This window comes from Sphingobacterium alimentarium (genome assembly GCF_004342685.1).
GTDB classification, from domain to species: domain Bacteria; phylum Bacteroidota; class Bacteroidia; order Sphingobacteriales; family Sphingobacteriaceae; genus Sphingobacterium; species Sphingobacterium alimentarium.
This window is the reverse complement of record NZ_SMBZ01000018.1, coordinates 44,863-67,122: the sequence shown is the minus strand read 5'-3', so window position 1 is coordinate 67,122 and position 22,260 is coordinate 44,863. Positions and strand designations below refer to the sequence as shown.

At 38.2% G+C, this 22,260-nt stretch carries 22 protein-coding genes and 1 tRNA gene; 11 read left to right on the top strand and 12 right to left on the bottom strand.

The genetic code is table 11. From position 1 onward, the window contains the following. The coding region (locus EDC17_RS08270; protein WP_243646088.1) for a DUF6444 domain-containing protein at positions 1 to 573 on the bottom strand (573 nt) is incomplete at its 3' end. A gap of 352 nt (positions 574 to 925) precedes the next feature. Here EDC17_RS08270 and EDC17_RS08265 point away from each other — a divergent pair. From EDC17_RS08265 to EDC17_RS08235, 7 genes are all read left to right on the top strand, one after another. Further along, positions 926 to 1,216: a hypothetical protein gene (locus EDC17_RS08265; protein ID WP_132777616.1), complete on the top strand. Its 291-nt coding sequence runs from the start codon at positions 926 to 928 to the stop codon at positions 1,214 to 1,216. Between the two features lie 201 nt (positions 1,217 to 1,417). After that, positions 1,418 to 3,523 (top strand): HEPN domain-containing protein, encoded by a 2,106-nt coding sequence (locus EDC17_RS08260; RefSeq protein ID WP_132777615.1) that lies wholly within the window; start codon positions 1,418 to 1,420, stop codon positions 3,521 to 3,523. 12 nt (positions 3,524 to 3,535) lie between these two features. Beyond that, positions 3,536 to 4,303 (top strand): uroporphyrinogen-III C-methyltransferase, encoded by a 768-nt coding sequence (gene cobA / locus EDC17_RS08255; RefSeq protein ID WP_132777614.1) that lies wholly within the window; start codon positions 3,536 to 3,538, stop codon positions 4,301 to 4,303. After that, entirely contained in the window at positions 4,304 to 4,879 is a 576-nt protein-coding gene (locus EDC17_RS08250) for a precorrin-2 dehydrogenase/sirohydrochlorin ferrochelatase family protein (protein WP_132777613.1), read from the top strand. A 3-nt stretch (positions 4,880 to 4,882) separates the two neighbouring features. Next, entirely contained in the window at positions 4,883 to 5,581 is a 699-nt protein-coding gene (locus EDC17_RS08245) for a phosphoadenylyl-sulfate reductase (protein ID WP_132777612.1), read from the top strand. A 42-nt stretch (positions 5,582 to 5,623) separates the two neighbouring features. Then, positions 5,624 to 6,514: a sulfate adenylyltransferase subunit CysD gene (gene cysD / locus EDC17_RS08240; RefSeq protein ID WP_132777611.1), complete on the top strand. Its 891-nt coding sequence runs from the start codon at positions 5,624 to 5,626 to the stop codon at positions 6,512 to 6,514. 75 nt (positions 6,515 to 6,589) lie between these two features. Continuing rightward, positions 6,590 to 7,834 carry a sulfate adenylyltransferase subunit 1 gene (locus tag EDC17_RS08235; protein WP_132777610.1) on the top strand — a complete coding sequence of 415 codons (1,245 nt, stop codon included), beginning with the start codon at positions 6,590 to 6,592 and terminating at the stop codon, positions 7,832 to 7,834. 144 nt (positions 7,835 to 7,978) lie between these two features. Here EDC17_RS08235 and EDC17_RS17230 read toward each other — a convergent pair whose 3' ends face one another. Then, a complete protein-coding gene (locus EDC17_RS17230) occupies positions 7,979 to 8,209 on the bottom strand; it encodes a helix-turn-helix domain-containing protein (protein WP_243646087.1) in 231 nt (76 codons plus the stop codon). Positions 8,210 to 8,259: 50 nt separating this feature from the next. Then, positions 8,260 to 8,478 (bottom strand): type II toxin-antitoxin system HigB family toxin, encoded by a 219-nt coding sequence (locus tag EDC17_RS08225; RefSeq protein WP_132777619.1) that lies wholly within the window; start codon positions 8,476 to 8,478, stop codon positions 8,260 to 8,262. A 57-nt stretch (positions 8,479 to 8,535) separates the two neighbouring features. On the opposite strand from EDC17_RS08225, the gene EDC17_RS08220 reads away from it, so the two are divergent. Then, positions 8,536 to 8,883, top strand: coding sequence for a hypothetical protein (locus EDC17_RS08220; protein ID WP_132777609.1), 348 nt, complete (start codon positions 8,536 to 8,538; stop codon positions 8,881 to 8,883). Between the two features lie 211 nt (positions 8,884 to 9,094). Here the strand turns inward: EDC17_RS08220 and EDC17_RS08215 are convergent, their stop codons facing one another. After that, positions 9,095 to 9,913, bottom strand: coding sequence for an alpha/beta fold hydrolase (locus tag EDC17_RS08215; protein ID WP_132777608.1), 819 nt, complete (start codon positions 9,911 to 9,913; stop codon positions 9,095 to 9,097). Between the two features lie 162 nt (positions 9,914 to 10,075). Between EDC17_RS08215 and EDC17_RS08210 the strand changes: the two genes are divergently transcribed. Beyond that, positions 10,076 to 10,149: transfer RNA gene (locus tag EDC17_RS08210), tRNA-Arg, on the top strand. Between the two features lie 39 nt (positions 10,150 to 10,188). Here the strand turns inward: EDC17_RS08210 and xerD are convergent. Beyond that, positions 10,189 to 11,082 (bottom strand): site-specific tyrosine recombinase XerD, encoded by an 894-nt coding sequence (xerD, locus tag EDC17_RS08205; protein ID WP_132777607.1) that lies wholly within the window; start codon positions 11,080 to 11,082, stop codon positions 10,189 to 10,191. Positions 11,083 to 11,179: 97 nt separating this feature from the next. Here xerD and EDC17_RS08200 point away from each other — a divergent pair, with 97 nt between their 5' ends. Further along, positions 11,180 to 14,044, top strand: coding sequence for a M16 family metallopeptidase (locus EDC17_RS08200; RefSeq protein WP_132777606.1), 2,865 nt, complete (start codon positions 11,180 to 11,182; stop codon positions 14,042 to 14,044). A gap of 248 nt (positions 14,045 to 14,292) precedes the next feature. On the opposite strand, the gene EDC17_RS08195 is transcribed toward EDC17_RS08200, so the two are convergent. After that, a complete protein-coding gene (locus tag EDC17_RS08195) occupies positions 14,293 to 15,246 on the bottom strand; it encodes an acetyl-CoA carboxylase carboxyltransferase subunit alpha (RefSeq protein ID WP_132777605.1) in 954 nt (317 codons plus the stop codon). 134 nt (positions 15,247 to 15,380) lie between these two features. Between EDC17_RS08195 and EDC17_RS08190 the strand changes: the two genes are divergently transcribed. Then, complete coding sequence (locus tag EDC17_RS08190; protein ID WP_132777604.1) at positions 15,381 to 16,259, top strand: mechanosensitive ion channel family protein; 879 nt, start codon at positions 15,381 to 15,383, stop codon at positions 16,257 to 16,259. On the opposite strand, the gene coaA is transcribed toward EDC17_RS08190, so the two are convergent. The 6 genes from coaA to EDC17_RS08160 all read right to left on the bottom strand — a co-directional run bounded on the left by coaA (position 16,240) and on the right by EDC17_RS08160 (position 22,194). Further along, positions 16,240 to 17,196: a type I pantothenate kinase gene (coaA, locus tag EDC17_RS08185; RefSeq protein WP_132777603.1), complete on the bottom strand. Its 957-nt coding sequence runs from the start codon at positions 17,194 to 17,196 to the stop codon at positions 16,240 to 16,242. The two genes, EDC17_RS08190 and coaA, sit on opposite strands and share 20 nt — an antisense overlap. Before the next feature lie 69 nt (positions 17,197 to 17,265). Then, the gene (locus tag EDC17_RS08180) at positions 17,266 to 17,631 is read right to left on the bottom strand and encodes a methylglyoxal synthase (RefSeq protein WP_132777602.1); all 366 of its coding nucleotides are present in this window, start codon (positions 17,629 to 17,631) and stop codon (positions 17,266 to 17,268) included. A gap of 21 nt (positions 17,632 to 17,652) precedes the next feature. After that, the gene (locus tag EDC17_RS08175) at positions 17,653 to 18,885 is read right to left on the bottom strand and encodes a nucleoside recognition domain-containing protein (RefSeq protein WP_132777601.1); all 1,233 of its coding nucleotides are present in this window, start codon (positions 18,883 to 18,885) and stop codon (positions 17,653 to 17,655) included. Positions 18,886 to 19,021: 136 nt separating this feature from the next. Continuing rightward, positions 19,022 to 20,302, bottom strand: coding sequence for an anthranilate synthase component I family protein (locus EDC17_RS08170; RefSeq protein WP_132777600.1), 1,281 nt, complete (start codon positions 20,300 to 20,302; stop codon positions 19,022 to 19,024). Positions 20,303 to 20,304: 2 nt separating this feature from the next. Beyond that, a complete protein-coding gene (locus EDC17_RS08165) occupies positions 20,305 to 21,579 on the bottom strand; it encodes an adenylosuccinate synthase (RefSeq protein ID WP_132777599.1) in 1,275 nt (424 codons plus the stop codon). A 126-nt stretch (positions 21,580 to 21,705) separates the two neighbouring features. Further along, positions 21,706 to 22,194: a Fur family transcriptional regulator gene (locus tag EDC17_RS08160; RefSeq protein ID WP_132777598.1), complete on the bottom strand. Its 489-nt coding sequence runs from the start codon at positions 22,192 to 22,194 to the stop codon at positions 21,706 to 21,708. Positions 22,195 to 22,260 lie beyond the last annotated feature (66 nt).

Genomic DNA, 22,260 nt, shown 5'->3' with positions numbered 1-22,260 from the left:
AGCAGTGGTTTTTGGACCATAACTAATAGGAGCATTGACCCCAGAAGGAAAACTTGCTGTAGTCTGGTGTCCGCATAAACAGGTTTTGCTGAAGATGCGATGTTCGGTATACAAAGGCTTGGTGACAGGAATATCAACCATTTGCCGGCAACTGGTCAATTCTGCCTGAAAGTCTTGCAGATCCAATCCACAACAGTTACAAAATCCCGGACTGTGTTCTACAATGTCCTCAGGACAAGCGCTCATCTTTAAAGTACTGCCTTCATGCCCCTTTTGACCTCCGGAAGACTTCCCGCTGGATTTTCGTAAACTAGTGGTTCGAGGAGGGCTGTTTTCATCTTTTGAAGGAGGAAGAGAGCTGTTTCTACTATTTTTTTTAGGCCCCTTTAGCAAACGTATTTCTTCCAGAAGCCCACCTATGGTTTCATTAAGTTGTTTAATAGTAGCATTCAGATCTGAAATGATTTGCTGAGAAGCTGCATTTTCGACTAATCTGGATGTTTCAGATGCGATACGGGCCGCTGATTCCTGTTCGAGCAATTCAACTAATTTCGTAAAGTTCTTGTTATCCATTATGGCCGTTCTGATAATTACAAAAAACCGCATTTAAAGCCTAAAAACCTAAAAATAAGAGTAAAAGTTATACAGTGAAATGTGGATAAAATGACCTAAATTCCTGAAAATGAAAATTGAAAAAAATACGCCTTGAGATCAAGTCAAGAAAGAAAAAAAAACCTGAGTAGTTACTTCTTTCTGTTTAAATATTTCTTTTTAAGAAATCTCTTACACTTTAGTTATTGTAAAATAATATCTACAATTGATTAGTAAAGTCAGAAGTCTTGTGAATCAACCATTTTTATATTATTATTTCATAAATTCCTATAATGGATTGAGGGATTAGGTGTTAACGGAAAAAAATAGCGTTATGAAAGCATATAGAAATAGAGTCATAGAAACTCTAGTGTTATTAGGGGAGATAAGAAATCAGCTGTTTACACAGATTGTAAATATTGCTTCTGACGGCGAGATGAAAGAAATATTAAACGTGTTCAAAGAAGGAGATTATTATACATTTGAGATGGATCAATTTGAAAATTCTTCAGATGCCAATATTGTAAGATTGATGGCGCTCTGCAAAGAAATTGAAGATACATTTGATTCCATTCAAAACGTAAACGCTGTTGCTGACGAAGAGATAGCTTTTTCAGCATCGTAGACTAATCATCTAGAAAAAATAACCGTTATTTTCGAATAACAGAACCTTGCCCTGCGGCAAGCTTTTTTGTTTTTAAATCCTAGGAATAAATTTTTTAAAATAAAAATCTACTATTCTTATAGATTATATAGTTTTTATTTTTACATTTGCTTCGTATTCTTAAAAATGCACTCTAAATGAGATGCTATTTACTCGTATATCATGCAAAGTTTTAGAACAGAATTAGAAAATCCGATAGTAGAACAGGAGATTATAGAGCTTGAGCGCAAAATAAGAGCTTATCAAGAAGGAAGTATCCCTGATGAGAAGTTTCGATCCTTGCGTTTGGCTCGCGGTGTGTATGGACAGCGTCAGCCTGGTGTGCAAATGGTACGTATTAAATTGCCTTTTGGAAAAGTTACATTTAAGCAATTATTAAAGATTGCGGATATATCGGATGAGTATGCTTCTAAGAATTTGCATTTGACCACCCGTCAAGATATACAGATACATTACGTTAGTTTGGACAAAACCCCCGAGTTATGGGCAAAATTGGCAGAAGACGATATTACCTTACGCGAGGCTTGTGGTAACACGGTGCGTAATGTGACGGCTTCGCCTACGGCCGGGATCGATCCGTTGGAACCATTTGACGTGTCTCCATATGCACACAAAACTTTTGAATATTTCTTGCGTAATCCGGTTTGTGCGGAGATGGGGCGAAAGATCAAGATTTCATTTTCCAGTTCGGATAGAGATACTGCGTTTTCTTATATCCATGATTTTGGTTTTATCCCTAAAGTAAAAATTGTAGATGGTCAAGAAGTTCGAGGCTTTAAAGTGTTACTTGGTGGTGGATTAGGTTCGCAGCCTTTACTAGCGCATGAAATCTTTGATTTCTTGGCAGAAGATCAGATCATTCCCTACATGGAGGCAACGCTTCGAGTATTTGATCGTCATGGTGAGCGTAACAATCGAAACAAGGCACGTTTTAAATATTTAGTTCAAAAATTAGGGCTAGAAGAAGTTCTTCATTTGATAGATGAGGAAAAGGTAGCTATAAAAAATAAAACTGTTGTAATAGACAGAAATAAAATTCAACAACCTTCTGCACCAACTGCTGCTGTATCTGCTGCAGAGCCCGTAGATGCAAAAGCTTATGCTATTTGGCGGGCTACAAATGTTTTTGAACAAAAGCAAAAGGGATATTTTGGTGTTTATGTGAAAATATTAACCGGCGATATTTCTACGGCAAAGGCAAGAGAGCTCGTGGCGGGTATTCGCGAACATATTGCCGATGATATTCGTATCACGCAAAATCAGAATTTGTTATTCAAATATGTACGGGAAGAATCATTACCGCATTTATTCAATTTATTTACCCGATTGGGAGTAGCTAATGCGGGATTCGATAGTACAGCCGATGTAACAACCTGTCCGGGAACGGATACCTGTAATTTGGGTATTTCGAATTCGACAGAAATGGCGCGCGTCATTGAACGATATATACATGAATTCTATGAAGATTTTGTTTTTGAGCAAGATTTGAAAATCAAAATTTCAGGCTGTATGAATTCGTGTGGACAACATGGATTGGCACATATTGGTTTTCACGGAAGCTCGGTAAAAGCCGAAGGTAAGGTTGTTCCTGCTGCACAAGTAATGTTAGGTGGTGGTACAATTGGTGATGGTAAAGGTCGTGTAGCAGAGCGTGTTATTAAAGTGCCGACTAAACGCGTGTTGCAAGTAGTTGACCTTATTTTAAATGATTATAAGCGACATAAATCTGTGGAAGAAAATTTCCATGCTTATTATGATCGTCAAGGTAAAGATTATTTCTATCGCTTGCTAAAGCCACTTTCGGATTTGACTACTTTGAGTTCGGATGAGTTTGTGGACTGGGGGCATGAAGATACATTTGAAACAGCTATTGGTGTCGGAGAATGTGCTGGCGTGGTGATCGATTTGGTGGTTACTTTATTGTTAGAATCCGAGGAGAAGATTGAGTGGGCCAATAAAGCATTTGACAATGAACAGTATGCCGATGCAATTTATCATGCGTACAGTGCATTTGTGTGGACGGCAAAAGCATTATTGTTGGATAAAGGGGTGAATTCAAGTACCCAATCTGCGGTGATTAATGAATTTGATGCCCGATACGTAAATGAAGGTCTATTTGCTTTTCCCACATCTTTTTCAGAGCGTGTGTTGCAAATAAATAAATATGAACCTTCGAAAGAGTTTGCTGAAGTGTATTTGAAGCAAGCGACGGCTTTCTATTATGAAGCTGCAGAACGGAGAGAGGCATTGCGAGTAGTAAATAGTTAGGAGGGAAAGTAGATGAGTGAAATAAAACCATTTGTAACATTAGTCGGTGCAGGTCCTGGGGATCCTGATTTGATTACGTTGAAAGGTATTAAAGCAATAGAAAGTGCGGATGTGATTCTTTATGACGCATTGGTAAATGAGGAATTATTGACATATGCCAAAGATTCCTGCACTAAAATATATGTAGGAAAACGCGCCGAACGTTTGTCTACGTCTCAAGAATATATCAATAAATTGTTGGTGGATTATGCACTGACGCATGGCCATGTGGTAAGATTAAAAGGTGGGGATCCATTTGTGTTTGGTCGTGGAGGCGAAGAGCTGGAATTTGTGCGTCAATATAATATTCCTACCGCCGTGGTTCCGGGAATTTCTTCTTCCGTTGGGCTCACGGGCTTGCAGCAAATTCCATTGACTTATCGCGGTATTAGTGAAAGTTTTTGGGTGATTACGGGATCTACTTCGGATGGTAGATTGTCGGATGATTTGTACCATGCTGTCAAAACAAATGCTACAGTAGTAGTTTTGATGGGTTATTCTAAATTTCAAAAAATCATTGAATTATACCAAGATTATGGGCGAGGGGATTTACCCATTGCTTTGATTCAGAATGGCTCGTTGGAAAACGAAAGATTAGCCATCGGAACGATGGACAGCATATTGCAGCAAGTGCACAAAAATTTATTGGGGGTACCTGCAATAATTGTGATCGGCGAAGTAGTTGCAAAACATCAATCTTTCGAAAGAATTAGAAAAGAGATTCAACATTTAGAAGCATAGATGAATACGCTGTTTCCCATATTCGTAAAGATGAACCAAATTCAGACGCTGCTAGTGGGAGCTGGTCCAGTTGGCTTGGAAAAGTTGCAGGCTATTTTTCGCAGTTCGCCATATGCGAAAGTTAAAATTGTTGCCGAACAGGTCATTCCAGAGGTTTGGTCATTTATTGTAAATCAGGAAACTATTCAGATTGAGCAACGCAGTTTTGAAGAATCAGATATCATAGACAAGGATTTGGTAATCGTAGCCAGCAATAATCCAGACCTGAATAGCAAAATCCGGAAGTTGACCATAGAAAAAAATATTCTGCTTAATGTTGCCGATAAACCGGATTTATGTGATTTCTATTTGGGTTCGATTGTACAGAAGGGAAATCTGAAAATCGCGATTTCTACGAATGGTAAATCACCAACTATGGCCAAGCGGTTGAAAGAATTTTTCAATGAAATGCTTCCCGAAGAAATTGATGAGACGTTGGAATTAATGCAACAATATAGGGATCAATTGAGGGGTGATTTGGAATATAAAATAAAGCATTTGAATGCAATAACACAAGATATAGTAAGTAAAAGTTAAGGTATGTTGGGGCAATTAAAAGAATATTTACAAGGTTTGGGTGCTGTACAGATTATTCGGTATATCAACGAAAAATTTGGTCATCGTGCCGTGTTTTCTACTTCTTTCGGTATTGAAGATCAAGTGTTGACGCACCTCATTGCGCAAGCTGGCGGACAGATAGATATGTTTACTTTAGAGACGGGACGTTTGTTTACAGAAACCTATTACGTCTGGAATAGGACATTAGAGCGCTACAATCTGCCTATCAAAGCCTATTATCCGCAAGCCGCATTGGTCGAGGAGATGGTCACAAAGAAAGGACCTTCAAGCTTTTATGAAAGTGTTGAAAATCGTAAGGAATGTTGTTTTATACGCAAAATTGAGCCTTTGAAACGCGCTATTCAGGGATACGAAATTTGGGTTACGGGTATTCGTTCGGAGCAGTCCGCAAATCGTGAAGACATGGGTATCATCGAGTGGGATGAAGGAAATAAGATCATCAAGGTTCATCCCTTATTTCATTGGACGCTGCAAGATGTGGAGGATCACCTGAAAAAATATAATGTTCCTTACAATCCCTTGCACGATAAAGGATTTCCCAGTATTGGATGTCAACCCTGTACGCGAGCGGTGCTGGAAGGTGAGGATTTTCGCGCAGGTCGCTGGTGGTGGGAAGACAAGAGCAAAAAGGAATGTGGCTTACACGTGACCAGCAAATAAAGAGATACAAGAGAATAAAATACATAAGAATTCGGTAAAAGGATGGATTATTTAGATCATTTGGAGGCAGAAGCCATATATATACTGCGCGAGGTGGCAGGGCAGTTTGAAAATCCTGCGCTTTTATTTTCAGGAGGAAAAGACAGTATTACACTGGTTCATTTGGCGAAAAAAGCATTTAGACCAGGCAAGTTTCCATTTCCATTAGTGCATATTGATACGGGACACAATTTCCCAGAGACGATTTCTTATAGAGATTGGTTGGTGAATGAATTGGACGAGAAGTTGATCGTGGGACTGGTACAAGATAGTATCGATGCGGGTAAGGTCATCGAACAAAAAGGTAAAAATGCAAGCCGTAACGCCTTGCAAACTGTGACGCTACTAGATACTATTGAGAAATACGGTTTTGATGCATGTATCGGTGGTGCACGTCGCGATGAAGAGAAGGCGCGGGCCAAAGAGCGTATTTTCTCGGTGCGTGATGAGTTTGGACAATGGGATCCTAAACGTCAGCGTCCGGAGCTTTGGAACATCTTCAATGGCAAAATTCATAAAGGCGAAAATGTACGTGTGTTCCCGATTTCGAACTGGACTGAATTGGATGTTTGGAATTATATCAAACGTGAAAATATTTCATTGCCATCTATTTATTTCAGTCACGAGCGTGATGTGGTCTGGCGTAATGGTCAATGGATGGCTGCAGCATCGTATTTAAATATTGATGAAGAAGATGTAGTTGAACATAAATCAGTGCGTTTTAGAACAGTAGGTGACATTACTTGTACGGCTGCTGTAGGTTCGGTCGCGACAGAATTGGATGATATTATCGCCGAAATTAAAGCTTCAACGGTGAGTGAGCGCGGTGCGCGTATGGATGATAAAGTGTCCGAAGCTGCGATGGAAGATCGTAAAAAACAAGGTTATTTTTAATGTGGAAATTTGATATCACAGAGGAAATTTTAAAGATCTTTTATGCATATCGAAAATTCTCAAATATAATTAAAGATGAATATTCTAAAATTTATAACGGCTGGTTCTGTTGACGACGGCAAAAGTACCTTAATTGGCCGTTTACTATATGATACCAATTCGATTTTGGATGACCAACTGGAGGCCATCCAAAAGGCTAATCGTAAGAATGACGATGGTACCGTGGATTTGGCGATTTTGACCGACGGTCTTAAAGCCGAACGCGAACAAGGCATTACCATTGATGTCGCTTACAAATATTTTCAAACCGAAAACCGTAAATTCATTATTACCGATGCGCCTGGACATATCCAATATACGCGCAATATGATTACAGGAGCTTCCAACTCCGATTTGATTATCATTCTGATCGATGCACGTAAAGGTGTGATCGAACAGACCAAGCGTCATTCCTTTATCGCGAAGTTATTATCGTTGAAACAAGTGTTAGTCTGTGTCAACAAAATGGATATGGTTGATTTTGCAGAGGATATTTATGAAGATATTAAAACCGACTATCTGCAATTAGCTAAAAATCTAAAATTAGAACATGTAGACTTTATTCCTGTTTCTGCTTTGAAAGGGGATAATATCGTTGATAAATCTTCGCGTATTGCTTGGTACGAAGGACCGACTTTGTTGGAATATTTGGAACGCGTGGAATTCGAAGAGAGTAATGTCGATACATGGCGTTTTCCGGTGCAATGGGTGATTCGTCCGCAATCTGCAGATTATCCGGATTATAGAGGCTATGCCGGTCGTGTGATCGGTGAAGGGGTCAAAGTAGGAGAGAAAGTCGTAATTCTGCCTAGTGGTGTGCAAACAACAATTGAACGGATTGAGTTAAACCAACAAGATTTGGATGCGGCACATGATGGGCAGTCGGTTATTTTGCACTTGTCCGATGATGTGGATATTTCGCGTGGGGATTTTATTGTCAGTGCGAACAAGCCTGCTTATGCCGAACGTGGCTTCGAAGCGAATATCTCTTGGTTTGAAAACAAGGCTTTAGACACAAATCAGGTGTATCTATTGCAAAATCAAACAAAAGTAACCAAAATCAAAATCCCTGAAGTGCAGTATAAGTTTGATGTGAACACGCAAGAACGTATTTATGATGAGGATATCAGACTCAATGATATTGGTCGTGTATCAGTTAAAGCAGCGAAAGAAGTTGTATTTGATTTAAATCGTGACTTCCCGGAAAATTCACGCGCTATTATTATCGACCCTCGTAATAATTTGACAGTGGGTGCGTTAACCGTAGAAGAATTGTTGTAAACAACTTTTTAGATTTTAATATATGCCCCCAGATGGTGAAAGCTATTTGGGGGATTTTTTTAGTATGGCTGTATTAGAACATCCGATGGGATATGTAATTTATCATTTAATTTACGAATCATATCCAATGAAAGTTTTCGTTTTTTATTTAATATCTGTCTCACTAGCTCTACTCTTTAATCCTATAACTTCTGCTAAGTCATTTTGAGAATAGTTCAATTGTTCCATACGAAATTTTATAGCTTCTATTGGATTTGGTAAATCAATAGGAAAGTTTTCGTTCTCGTATTTTTTTATAAGAATGCCCAAAATTTCTAACTCATCGCCCTCTTTTGAACCTGATTTAGCATCAAAAATAAGCTCAAGTCTTTCCAATGCTTGAATATAATCTTGTTTCTGTTTTAATTGGTTTTACATTCATATCTTTAAATTTTGTTTGCGTCTATCTTATCATACTCGGCGTGTGTTCCTATAAAACGAATCCACATCATTTGATAATCGAAATTGATTTTCACAATTAATCGATAGTTATTCCCCTTGATATTAAAACAAACGCGATTTTCATCTAAAATACTCGCACTTGGATAATCACTTCTAAGTTCATTTAAATTTTTCAAAGTGCCTTTCTCTGCTTCATAATAGATTTAATTAGAAATTGTGTTGATAGTAAATTATATTTTCAAGATGAATATGAGGATTATTTGAGTAATTATACCGTAATAGATTTTAATGACATTCCAACAGATTATTTGCCTAAAGAAAATTTTACCTTGATGAGAAATGATTTTGTGGATCTGACCATAATTGAAAATTATTTCGAAAAGACTATTGATACTTCTGGTAAATCCAAATGTTTACAAGCTTTTGATATTAAAGAAAAATTTACTACCCTCGTATTTAATCATAAATTTAAATCATTTGCAATTTCAAATTTTGATGATATAAAGAGACAAGGATATTTCTTATTAATAGATATAGAAAATAATAGATTTAAATTCGAAGATTTAAATAATGTTATTTATGAAGGGTTTTTGAAGAAATATTTTTAAAAATATTAAAGCAATTCATTTCAATAAATTATATGAAGTAAATTTGTCATCAGATTTGAATTCAAAAAAATATTATATGTCTATGGAGATAGATTAGACAATTACTTTATAAAATCATATAAACTAATAAAAGAAGCAATAGGAGAGTTAACCTACTAATCATTATTTCTGTGCTTTTATTTAAATAATCCCCTTTATTTCATGATTTAGTTTAAATCAAAAACCCATTCATTTCCCGATTAAATGCCAAATAAACTTCTAAATTAGGGAGATGACCTGTATCTGGAATCTCAATAAAAGTTGATCCTTTTATGCCTTGATGCAATTCCTCCATCAACGCTTTGGGCGTAATTTTGTCTTCTGTGCCGCGGATTATTAGGGAAGGAACTGTGATTTTTCCTAAGAGTTCGGTGGAGTCGGTGCGAGAAGCTAAGGCAAGTTGTGTCGCGCAGATATTACGTACCGTATTCCTGCGGATACTGCTTTTGATTAATTCAATAACAGTTTCATTCTCCTGAATTGTCTTTTTAGTGAACAGATTATCAATGAAGGCGATAGCAAATGGACGACGTCCGTAGCGTAAGATCGCTTGTATACTATCAAAACGCTTTTGCTTGCCTGCATTATCATCCGCTCTGTGGTGTGTATCCGATAGAATCAATCCTACAATTTTTTCTGGGAAGAGTTCATATGCACGTAAGGCAATATAGCCACCCATGCTGACGCCGCATAACACCACTTGTTCTATACCCAGTTTCTCAATAAAGGCTTGCAAATCTTTGGCAAATACATCAATGCTAAAAAATCCGTGTCCACTCGTACTCAATCCATGACCACGAATATCTATTGCAATACCCGTAATATCGTCCTCGAGAGATTCGAGCTGGTATTTCCACGAATTCTTATTGAACGGGAATCCATGTAAGAATATGATCACTTTTTTCTCGGATTCTGTCGCTTTCTTGATATAGTAGGAGATATTGATGTCTTGAACCTGTGTTTTGCCGGATTTGATTATGCGCTCTGCCATGTGTTTGTGCGTGAAAAATTATTTCTTTATGTATCAACAATATACCAAATAATGTGCCTCCAAAGTAGAAAAAAAGTAAGAAAAAGTTTGAAATAAATAAAAATCTCCTCATATTTGCATCACCAAAACGGAACGACGCACAGTCAGAAAGTGAAGGTAAAAGCATTCCTAGCTCAATTGGATAGAGCGTCTGACTACGGATCAGAAGGTTAGGGGTTCGACTCCCTTGGAGTGCACAGGTTAAGCATCTAGATTTTCTAGATGCTTTTTTTGTTTTAGGACCTTGGATGATATTGCGTGATGATGGATTGCAAATAATCTTTGTCGATATGCGTATAGATTTCGGTAGTGGTGATACTTTCATGACCGAGCATATCTTGAACAGCGCGTAGATCTGCTCCACCTTCTACAAGATGCGAAGCGAAGCTATGACGAAAGGTGTGTGGGCTGATTTTCTTTTTCAAACCTATCTTAGTGGCCAAATCTTTGATAATAATAAACACCATCACTCGAGTCAGCTGCGCTCCACGACGATTCAGAAATACAAAATCTTCATTTCCACTTTTGATCGATAATTTCGGGCGAACTTCTTCGAGATAGATTTTCAAATATTTTATCGCTTGCTGACCAATAGGGATTAAGCGTTCCTTATTTCCCTTACCTTCGATTTTAATAAATTCCACCTCAAGGTGCAGGTTAGATATTCTTAGGTTGATGAGTTCGCTCACACGCAATCCGCAGCCATATAGAACTTCTAGCATGGCTTTATTGCGCATTCCTTCCGATTGAGAGAGGTCAATGGCAGCGATGAGTTGGTCTATTTCTGCAATATCCAACACATCGGGGATTTTTCGGTTAAGCCTTGGCGTTTCTATTAATGCGGCGGGATTATCCTCAAAGTTATACTCGAGCTGCAGAAAATTAAAAAAAGACTTCAAACCCGATATAATCCGCGCCTGGGAGTAGGGTGATATGTTGAAGCCATTGATCCATACCAAGAAATTTTGAAAATCTTTGGTGGTAAATTTTTCCAGCAATATAGCATTATCCTCACAATAGACTCTTATTTTCTCTACATCGTTGATATAGGCAACAATGGAATTGTTGGATAAATTGCGCTCAAACGATAAAAACCTCTTGAAGTCTTTGCGTATATTATCCCAATTCATGCTTTTCTTCGTTAAATTATGTGAAAAATTAGGTGAAATATTTTTCTTATTAAGTATAAATAATTAATTTGTCAAATATTTAAAACGCACTAAATTAATGAAATTTTTAAAACCTTTAGCAGTAGCATTTTTATTGCCTGCTACATTTAGCTCGTTGCATGCTGAGTCTAATTTCAATGCAACCGTGTCTACTGAAATACAATCCATATTAAGACAGGATACTTTAGCTTGGACAAGCCCTTTGCCTTTTGATAAAGACGTGAAAGTAGGCAAGTTGAAGAATGGTTTTACCTACTATATTCGCCGTAATACGGAACCTGAAAAACGTGTCACCATGTATTTGCCAATGAAAGTTGGTTCTATCCTTGAGACAGAAGAAGAAAGAGGATTAGCACACTTTTTGGAGCATATGAACTTCAATGGTCTGAAAAATTTCCCTAAGAACGAATTGGTGGATTACTTGCAAAAAGCAGGTGTACGATTTGGCTCTGACTTGAATGCATATACAGGCTTCAATGAAACAGTGTACCAATTACCTATTCCTTCGGATGATCCAGAATTACTGAAAAATGGTCTTCAGGTAATGCGTGACTGGGCACAAGATGCGATGTTACAATCCGATGAGATTGACAAAGAGCGTGGTATCATCATGGAAGAAATGCGTGGCGGCCGTGGAGCAGGACAGCGTATTCAGGACCAAATGTTACCTGTATTGTTCAATGGTTCTTTGTATTCTGAACGATTGCCTATAGGTACTGAAAAAGTGGTGATGGGTTTTGATCACAAATTAATCAGAGATTTCAAAGATAGATGGTATAGGCCAGACTTACAGTCTATTATCATTGTGGGTGATGTCGATCCACAAGAAATGGAGAAGGAAGTGGTTCGTCTATTTTCGGATATGAAAGTAGTGAAAAAACCAGTCGTTCGTAAAGATTTCGGTATTGACTTGTTGAACAAAAATCAGTTTAAAGTCATTACTGACCCAGAGATGCCGCAAACAATAATGCGTATCTTGATCAAGCATCCAAAGACCCAAGTACGAACTGTAGCGGATTACCGTACCTCATTATTGGAAGGTGTATTTAATGAAGTGATCAATGCACGTCTGAGAGAAATTGCACAGAAGCCTGAGTCTCCATTTTTGCAAGGTTTCGTAGCTATTGATAATTTCATGAGCTTATTGCAGACGATGATGTTAGCGGCCGTTCCTAAACCTGGTCAACTCGAAGAAAGTACAAAAACTGTTTTCAGAGAATTGAAACGCTTCGAACACTTTGGTATTACCGAAACGGAATTCCAACGTGCTATTGCTATGTATGCGAAAAGCAATGAAACAGCTTACCAAGAGCGTGATAAAGTAAAATCAGACAACTATGTCAACAAATACTTAGAACATTTCTTACGTGGGGATGCTGCATTAAGTATTGAGGATGAGTACAATTTGGTAAATCAATTGTTGCCTACGTTAACGCTAAAAGAAGTAGAAGCTACGGGCAATAAATATTACGCAGAGACAAATCGGGATATTATCATTGTTGGTCCGGAGAAGGATAAAGAAAAAATGCCTTCAGAAGCAGTAGTCGATAAATGGTTAGCAGATGTTAACGCTGAGAAATTAACAGCTTATGAAGATCAAGTTTCTGACCTTCCTTTATTATCTAGCGAACCTGCAAAAGGGGCGATAACATCGACGAAGTCTATTGATGCGATTGGTTCTAAAGAATTGACATTGAGTAATGGGGTGAAAGTTGTCCTGAAACCTACAAACTTTAAAAATGACCAAATCTTGATTTCCGCATCTAGTGATGGAGGTCATTCCTTGTATGAGGATAAAGATTATTTCGCAGCTTCGAATGCCGCAAGTCTCGTAAATGCTTCGGGCGTCGGTCAATTAAATGCAGTAGAAATCCGTAAATACCTAACAAGTAAAAATGTACGTATTTCTCCTTATATCAGTGAGCGTAACGAAGGTCTTTCGGGAAGCACGGATAAAGAAGGTTTGAAAACAGCTTTTGAAATGATCCATGGTTACTTCACGCAGCCGCGTTTGGATGATGATATTTTCCAAGGTATTGTTTCACAAATTGTGGCTTCGATGGAGAATAGAGAAAATGAACCACGTTTTGTTTTCCAATCCGCTATCAACAAAGCTTTATACGGAAATAATATTCGTAAAAATGCTCCGAATCCAGAGGATATTCAAGCTATCGACAAAAATAGAACATTAGAGATTTTCAAAGAAAGATTTGCTGATGCTTCGGACTTTACATTTACAATTGTGGGTTCATTCTCCGAAGAAGATATCAAGCCTTATTTGGAACAATATTTAGGATCTCTTCCATCTACGAATAGAAAAGAGCAGGCGAGAGACTTGAAAATTTTACCTCCAACTAAAGGTTTGAATGTCGTTGTAAACAAAGGCAAAGAAGCTAAAGCACAAGTGAGCATGGCTTTCTTAGGTGACTATACATATTCTGAGGATGAAAACATCAATATGGATGCCTTAGAATCGGTATTGTCGATCAAATTATTGGAAAGACTGCGTGAAGACGAAAGTGGTGTGTATGGAACAGGTGCTTCTGCGTCGTATTCTAAATTCCCTACAGGAAGATACTCTTTCAATATTGGATTTGGTACGAGCTTAGATAAATACGAATCATTGATTAATTCGGCTTTAGATGAAATTGCCAAAGTTAAAAAGAATGGTCCTACACAAGTTGACTTAGATAAATTCATTATTGAGAAGACTCGTCAGTACGAACTTGACTTGAAAGAGAACAATTTCTGGTTAGGAGAGATTTCATCAGCGTACCGCTTGAAAGAAGATCCTACAGAAACATTGAAGTATCTGGATAAACTCAAAAAAGTAAATGTCTCATCGGTGAAAGCTGTCGCAGAGAAATACTTGAAGGAAGATAGATTATTTAAATTTATACTTCTTCCAGAAGAAAGTAAATAACGGAAATTGTTATACGAATTGAAAAAGCCGCATTTCTATATAGAGATGCGGCTTTTTTATACAGAATCAATTATTGTTTCTTTCATACCATTCTATTATAGCTTGACATAAGGCTTTCCAATACTAGGCCTTATTGCCTTTATCTTAATCTCAAGGACAAATTTGATGGTAACGTCAATTGTTTTTTCGGGCATAAAAAAAGGTTCTAAGCGATTAGAACCTTTTTTAGTATTTAATAAAAATAAAATTTACTCGTTTACAACACCCATTTTGCTGAATTTGTCAATTCGTTCAGCCACTAATGTGTCTTTATCTTTAGCGCCCAAAATCGTTAAGTCAGCTAATATTTGCGCCTTCACATTGGCAGCAGCTTCTTCAGGATTTTGGTGTGCACCGCCTATTGGCTCTGGAATGATACCGTCAATAAGTCCATTGGATAGCATATCTTCACCCGTTAATTTCAAAGCTTCCGCAGCACGTTCTTTGTGATCCCAGCTTCTCCATAGAATGGAAGAACATGATTCAGGAGAGATCACTGAATACCATGTGTTTTCCATCATGTACACGCGGTCACCTATACCAATACCCAACGCACCACCTGAGGCACCTTCGCCAATGACGATACAGATTACAGGTACTTTCAATACGGACATTTCCAAAAGGTTGCGCGCAATAGCTTCTCCTTGACCTCTTTCTTCTGCTTCAAGACCTGGGTATGCACCCATCGTATCGATCAAAGTGACAATAGGTTTATTGAATTTTTCCGCCATTTTCATCAGACGCAACGCTTTGCGGTAGCCTTCAGGGTTAGCCATACCAAAGTTACGGTATTGTCTTTCCTTTGTGTTTTTGCCTTTTTGATGACCTATTACCATCACAGACTGTCCGCCGATAGAAGCAAAACCACCTACAATAGCTTTGTCATCTTTTACTGTACGGTCACCATGCAATTCAACAAATTCATCACATAGCATTTCGATATAATCGAAAGTTTGAGGTCTTTCAGGATGTCTTGACATCTGGACTTTTTGCCATCCTGTCAAGTTTTTGTATATGTCGATTTTTGTTTGTTCTAGCTTGCCTTCTAGCTCTTTTAATGTAGCACTCATATCTACTTTAGTTTTCTCAGCAACTTGATTTACTTTTTCTATTTGTGTTTGCAAATCTGCAATCGGCTTTTCAAAATCAAATGTCGTATTCATATAAAAATAATACTAGCGTTTATTCTGGCTAAGTTACTGTATTTTTGGTTAACTTAAAACAGTTTTCGTAAGGTTATTACGACACCGTGTTATTAAAAAAAAATAGTAGTTTAGCCTTTATTTAGTTATAAAATATGCAACAAGAACATTCTCGGAAAGTTAAAATACCTTTTGTGTTTATATTAAAGATTATTGGGGTGATTATTTCGCTGTCTGTGGTTTTTATGTTTCCACGCACTTCCGACAATGAGGTCATTTATCAGGCATTGAAGGGAATTAATTCTTTTTTGATTCCTAGCATAGTATTATCCGTCATACGCGTACTGATTATCTCGGTATATAATGCACGTCATGCCAATCGGGATGTTCGAGGCAATTTTGTCCTCGGTATCAATCGTCTTACCGCCATTATCAATACAATTTTGTTTGTAATAGCGGCCATGGTGACATTTGGAATCAATCCGATTGATTTCTTGACGAGCCTGACTTTCGTTGCCATGGCTATTGCCGTGTTGTTTCGGGATTATATCACCAATCTATTGAGTGGCTTGTTCATCATGTTTTCCGAACAGTTATCTGTGGGGGATCGAATAAAGGTAGGGGAGCATCAGGGACGCATTATAGATGTTACTTTTGCAAATATCTTATTGCAAAATGAAGAAGATGATATAGTGATGGTGCCTAATAATCAAGTGTTTACCCATCCGATGGTTAATCTTTCAGCTCATCGGTCCAACCTTTTTACGGTTAAATTTGAACTTCCATTAAATCTGGCTATAGATATTAAAACCTTAGAGCAAGCGGTACAAGACACGATACGTAATCATCCGAATCTGGATACAGAGAATATTCCAAATTTAATGGTAGAAGAAATTGGAAAAGATTTCGTGCGTTACAAAATCGAGCTGTATGCCGTAAGCAGCAGCAATAAACTGCACCGCGCGTTGGAGAATGAAGTTCTAAGAGAAATTCTGATTTTCGAACACGACCGAACTAAATCATCCGCACCTTAAGGTTTTCCACAAAATGATTCGACCCTTTTTGTAATATCAGATCTGCTCTATATTTTGTCGGGAGAATATTGTTGTGCAGGTTGGGCTTGTTGATTTCTGTCCATATCTGAAATGCCATTTCCTTACTTTCTTCCAAACTTAAGTTGGCATATTTGTGGAAATACGAGTTAGGATCTTGGAAAGCAGTAACACGTAAGGATTCAAAGCGATCGATATACCATTTGATGATATCTTCTTCTCTGGCATCTACATAAATAGAAATATCAAAAAAATCCGAAACGAAGACTTTATTGTTTTGGCCTTTTTGAGAATTGACCTGCAAGACGTTGATGCCTTCTACAATAAGGATATCTGGGCTTTCTATCAATTGTATGTCATCCGGCAAAATATCGTATTCTAGGTGCGAATAGACTGGGACAATATGCTGTGTTATTCCAGATTTGACTGCTGATAAAAAGTTTAATAGTTTCTTTGTATCGTAACTTTCAGGGAAACCCTTGCGATTTAGAATACCGCGATCCGATAAGATTCTGTTAGGGTAAAGAAAACCATCCGTCGTTACTAATTCTACTTTTGGTTTACTCGGAAGAAAAGAAAGTACCTTTTGCAACACGCGTGCGGTCGTACTTTTTCCTACAGCCACCGATCCAGCGATGCCAATTATGAAAGGTAATTTTTGCTGATTGCGTTGAAAGAAAGCATTACTCGTATTACGTACTTCCTCATAGTGCTGTAGATGAATGTCAACCAGATGAGCTAGGGGAAAGTAAATCTCTTCGATTTCCTCCGTATTAAGAGGTTCATTGACCGCATTCAAACGACTGATGTCATCCTCGCTCAAGTTGAGGTTCAAATGTCCATTTAGCGCCTTCCATTCTTCCCGACTGAAAGTTTGGTATGGACTACTAAGGATCTGTTCTTCTTGGCTTGATGACATGTATTTCTTTTTTGTTCGCGCAAATATACTACCTTGACCGTAATATTTTTACATCAAATTATGTAATGTTTACGCTAGTAAACCCTCGATTATCAAAGTTCCTGTTGCAGGATTGGTTGCCAAAGGTACATTGTACAAATCTGAAATGCGCATCAACATTTGAATATCGGGCTCATGTGGATGCTTGCCAAGTGGATCCCGGAAAAATATTATTCCCGCGATTTTCCCCTCGGCAGTCATTGCTGCAATCTGTGCATCACCACCTTTCGGTCCACTCAGTTTGAGTTCGACGGCTAAGCCAGTCTGCAAGATATGCGAACCTGTTGTACCTGTAGCTACAATATGTGCATTGCGCAAAGCTTCAATATGATCTTTGACGAATGCAACCATCTCCGCTTTTTTCCCGTCGTGGGCTATCAGGGCAATTGTTTTCATAGTATAGAGGTGTGTATGATGTTAACCGAAAAATATATAAGCTAAAAATATGGCTGCAATGAGTCCCACAACATCTGCTATCAGTCCACATACTAGTGCATGCCTTGTATTTTTTATACCTACAGAACCAAAATAAACAGCCAAAACGTAAAAAGTAGTCTCCGAAGAGCCTTGGATTATGCTGGCTAGTCGGCCTTGAAAAGAATCTACGCCGTAGGTCTGCATCACGTCCACCATCAGGCCACGCGCCCCACCACCACTTAACGTTTTCATTAGACCTACCGGCAATGCAGGTACAAATTGTGTATCCAGTCCTAAAGCGGCAACTAATGAGCCAATACCATTTACGATGTAATCCATGCAGCCTGTAGTTCGAAAAGCTGAAATCGCCACCAAAATAGCTATCAAAAAAGGAATAATCATCACCGCAGTAGAAAAACCTTCTTTGGCACCGTCAATAAATGCGTCGTAGACATTAATCTTTTTTGCCGCCCCATAGGCAATAAAGAGAATGATAATCGAAAAAATTAATAATCCACCAATCAATCCTGTGACTGTCTGCATTTGATCTGGAGGTAAATCTTTAAGACCGAAATAAAGTATACACATCAAGCCAATGAATATGCAAAGAAATACGAGGATCGGTAATTTGAATAGATTAATACGCTGGAAAGCAGCTACAGCTAACATACCCGAAAGAAAGGATATAAAAGTTCCGATTAGCGCTGGTATAAATATATCAGCCGGATTTGCTGCACCGGCTGCCATTCTAAGTGCTATTACAGAAGTTGGAATAAGCGTGATTCCGGCTGTATTGAGCACCAAAAACATGATTTGGGCATTCGTAGCCGTTTCTTTTTCGGGGTTCAGCTCTTGAAGTTCTTTCATTGCTTTGAGCCCTACAGGTGTCGCTGCATTGTCCAAACCCAGCATATTTGCCGAAAAGTTCATGATAATAGAACCGTTCGCTGAGTGACCTTTGGGTACCCCTGGAAATAATTTGCTAAAAAATGGATTCACGCCTTTCGCAAATACGGAAATCATACCCGCCTTTTCGCCTACTTTCATGATGCCCAGCCAGAAGGTCATTATACCTACAAGACCGAGGGAAAGTTCAGCACCTGTTTTGGCACTGTCAAATAATCCGTTAATGAGGTTGGAAAAAATCTCGGTATCACCAAAGAAAATGAGCTTAATTAGCGCTACCACAAAGGCAATGATAAAAAAGGCAATCCAGACGTAATTTAAAGCCATAAAATTATTATTTCAATCGTAAATGTAAGAGTAATCCCCGATTATCACAATGTGTGAATACCTTTTATTACTCCGATTTTTGATTATGAATAGATCGGTTAGTGTTCGTTATTCAATAATAAGAAAAGTGAATGACTTATGAAAGTCCTAATGTTTTAATAATAGCCGAAGCTTTTAGCAAACATTCGTTGTATTCTTTCTCTGCATCCGCATCAATGGTTATTGCGCCTCCGGTATGAAAAGATAAGTATTGCGTATGCTGGTTGTATAAAATGGTGCGAATGATCACGTTAAAATCAAAATCACCATCAGGAGCGAAGTATCCCACGGTACCTGAATATACGCCACGTCGAGAATTCTCATATTGGTCGCAAAGCTTCATCGCCGAGATTTTGGGCGCGCCAGTCATGGAGCCTGGAGGAAAAATATTTTTGATAGCCTCAATGTCGGAAATACGGTTGTCTTTCCTGCAAGTAATCGTTGAGATAAGTTGATGTACTTGCTTGAAGCTGTGCACTTCTAGCTTGCGTTCTGCTGCAACAGTGCCGGGCTCTGCCGATCGTGTCATATCATTACGCACGAGGTCCACAATCATTACATTTTCAGCGATTTCCTTCGGATTGTTGCGTAATTGTTGGATGATTTCAGCATCCTCATGAGGATCTCGGCCGCGAGGAGCCGTGCCCTTGATAGGCTGAGAAATCATGGTCGAGTGTCGTTTGGCAAGAAAGCGCTCCGGTGAGGCCGATAAAATATATTTATTGTTGATCTTGAAATAAGTAGAAAATGGAGTAGGAGATACCTCATTTAACTTTTGGTATACCGCCAAAGGGTTAATTTTAGCTTGCTCCGCATAAAATTCCTGACAAAGATTGACTTCGTAAATATCTCCTCGATGTATGTGCGAGCGCATATGTCCGAAAGCCGCGAAATATTCTTCCTTGCTAAATCGGGAATGTATTTTTAATTGTGGCTCTTCCGTGATCTCCTTGGTCGGCAATACGGTATCCAAAATGGCTTGCCATATGGCTTGGGGATTTTCGGCATAGATTTCCACGCTGTTCTTGGAAAACTTAAGAAGGATCTTAGGAATGAAAAAGTAACAATCCGGAAAACCTAACCTATCGGGGAATGATGTGACTAAATTCTCAATCTCATTCTTTAGGTCGTAACCAAAAAAACCAAACATCCACGTATCGGGATGTTTGGTTCTAAAATTTTCTAAATGCGCAAAAGCACCTTTATCTGTAATTTCGAATATGGCTTCCGCATCTACAGCCAATATAGCTTCAATAGCGGAGTATTCATCATTATATCCATTCGATTGAAGATAACATACCTGCTCAAACTGCTGAGCCCAAGCCAAAGCTTTATGCTCAAAATCGGCTATATGTATTTCAAAAATGGCTGTTGCCATATCTATTTCAATACAATAGTTTGTGTACGATCAGGACCTACTGATAAATATTTAATAGGCACTTCAAGTGCTTTCTCTAAATAAGTAATATAATTTGCTAATGCTGCAGGAATTTCTTCTTTCGTACGAATACCTGTCAAATCTTGATTCCAACCTTCAATTTCTTCCAAAATTGGTTCAGGTTTGATCGCGTTGATATCGTATGGCATGTAATCAATTACTTCACCATTGTATTTGTAGTGCGTACAAGCGTAGATTTTTTCGAAAGTATCCAATACGTCAGCTTTCATCATTACCAATTCCGTCACACCATTCAACATAATAGCATATTTCAACGCAGGGATATCAATCCAACCTGTACGACGCGCACGACCAGTGGTAGCACCAAATTCGTGACCCAATTGACGTAATTTCTCGCCAGTTTCATCATCCAATTCGGTAGGGAATGGACCTCCACCTACACGTGTACAGTATGCTTTGAAGATACCTAATACTTCACCAATTTTATTTGGCGCAATACCAAGACCTGTACAAGCACCTGCTGTTGTTGTATTTGAAGATGTCACAAATGGGTAAGAACCGAAGTCAATGTCTAATAAAGTACCTTGAGCACCTTCAGCCAATACTTTTTTACCGTCTTTCAAATATTGATTTACCAAATGTTCTGAATCCACATGAGGGATTGATTTGATAAATTCAATTGCCGCTAAGAAAGCTTCTTCACGCTCAGAGAAATCTGGGATTTCCCCATAGTGCGAAAGAATTTCTAAATGTTTGCCTTTCAATTTTTCGTAACGTTCTGTGAAATCAGCTAATGTAGTATCACCCACACGAAGACCGTTACGACCTGTTTTGTCCATATAAGTAGGACCGATTCCTTTTAACGTAGAACCAATTTTGCCTGCACCCATTTTGGATTCAGAAGCAGCATCCAACAATTGGTGAGTAGGAAGAATTAAGTGTGCCTTACGTGCCAACACCAATTTACCATCACCTACGGGATCAAAACCTGCTGCTTTTAGATTATCTAACTCTCTCTTTAAGATAATAGGGTCGATGACAACGCCATTACCGATTAAATTTAAAGTAGTCTTATTGAAAATACCTGAAGGAATAGTGTTTAAAACAAATTTCTTGTTGTCAAACTCTAAAGTATGTCCGGCATTAGGACCCCCTTGGAAACGAGCGATCAAATCGTATTGAGGACACAATACGTCCACAATTTTACCTTTACCTTCGTCGCCCCATTGTAAGCCCAATAGCACATCAACTTGCATAGCGTATTATTTTGAGATTATGATTGAAATTTTAACAATTCGATTAAAAAAAATAATGTTCGGAAAATAGGTAGTTCCATTTTCCGAACAAATTTACTATTATTAATAAAGTATAGAGAATTAAATTTAAATTACTTCCTGCACCTCTTCTTTCTTATCCGTAGCCTTCATCGCTTGGCAAGTAGCACATATTCCATATAGATTGAGCGAATGATGTTTGATGTCGAATTTCAGTAAATCACCAATCATACTTTGAATTTGGTGAATTCGCGGATCGCAAAATTCGACAACCTTATTGCACTCAATACAAATCACATGGTCATGCTGCTTGTAGCCGTATGACTTTTCGAATTGAGCCATGTTTCTGCCGAATTGGTGTTTGGTTACCAAATCACAAGATACCAATAGCTCTAATGTATTATATACGGTAGCACGGCTTACACGATACTTTTTGTTTTTCATGTGGATATACAGCGATTCCACATCAAAATGATCGTTACGTGAATAGATTTCTTCGAGAATTGCATAACGCTCAGGAGTCTTTCTTAAGTTTTTATTCTCTAAGTAAGCCTCAAAAATCTTTTTTACCGTTTCGTAGTTTTCTGCTTGATTCATCTTTTCATTGCTCCTAAGCAAATTTACCAAATATTATCTTAATTATTCAACTAATCAACAATGTGT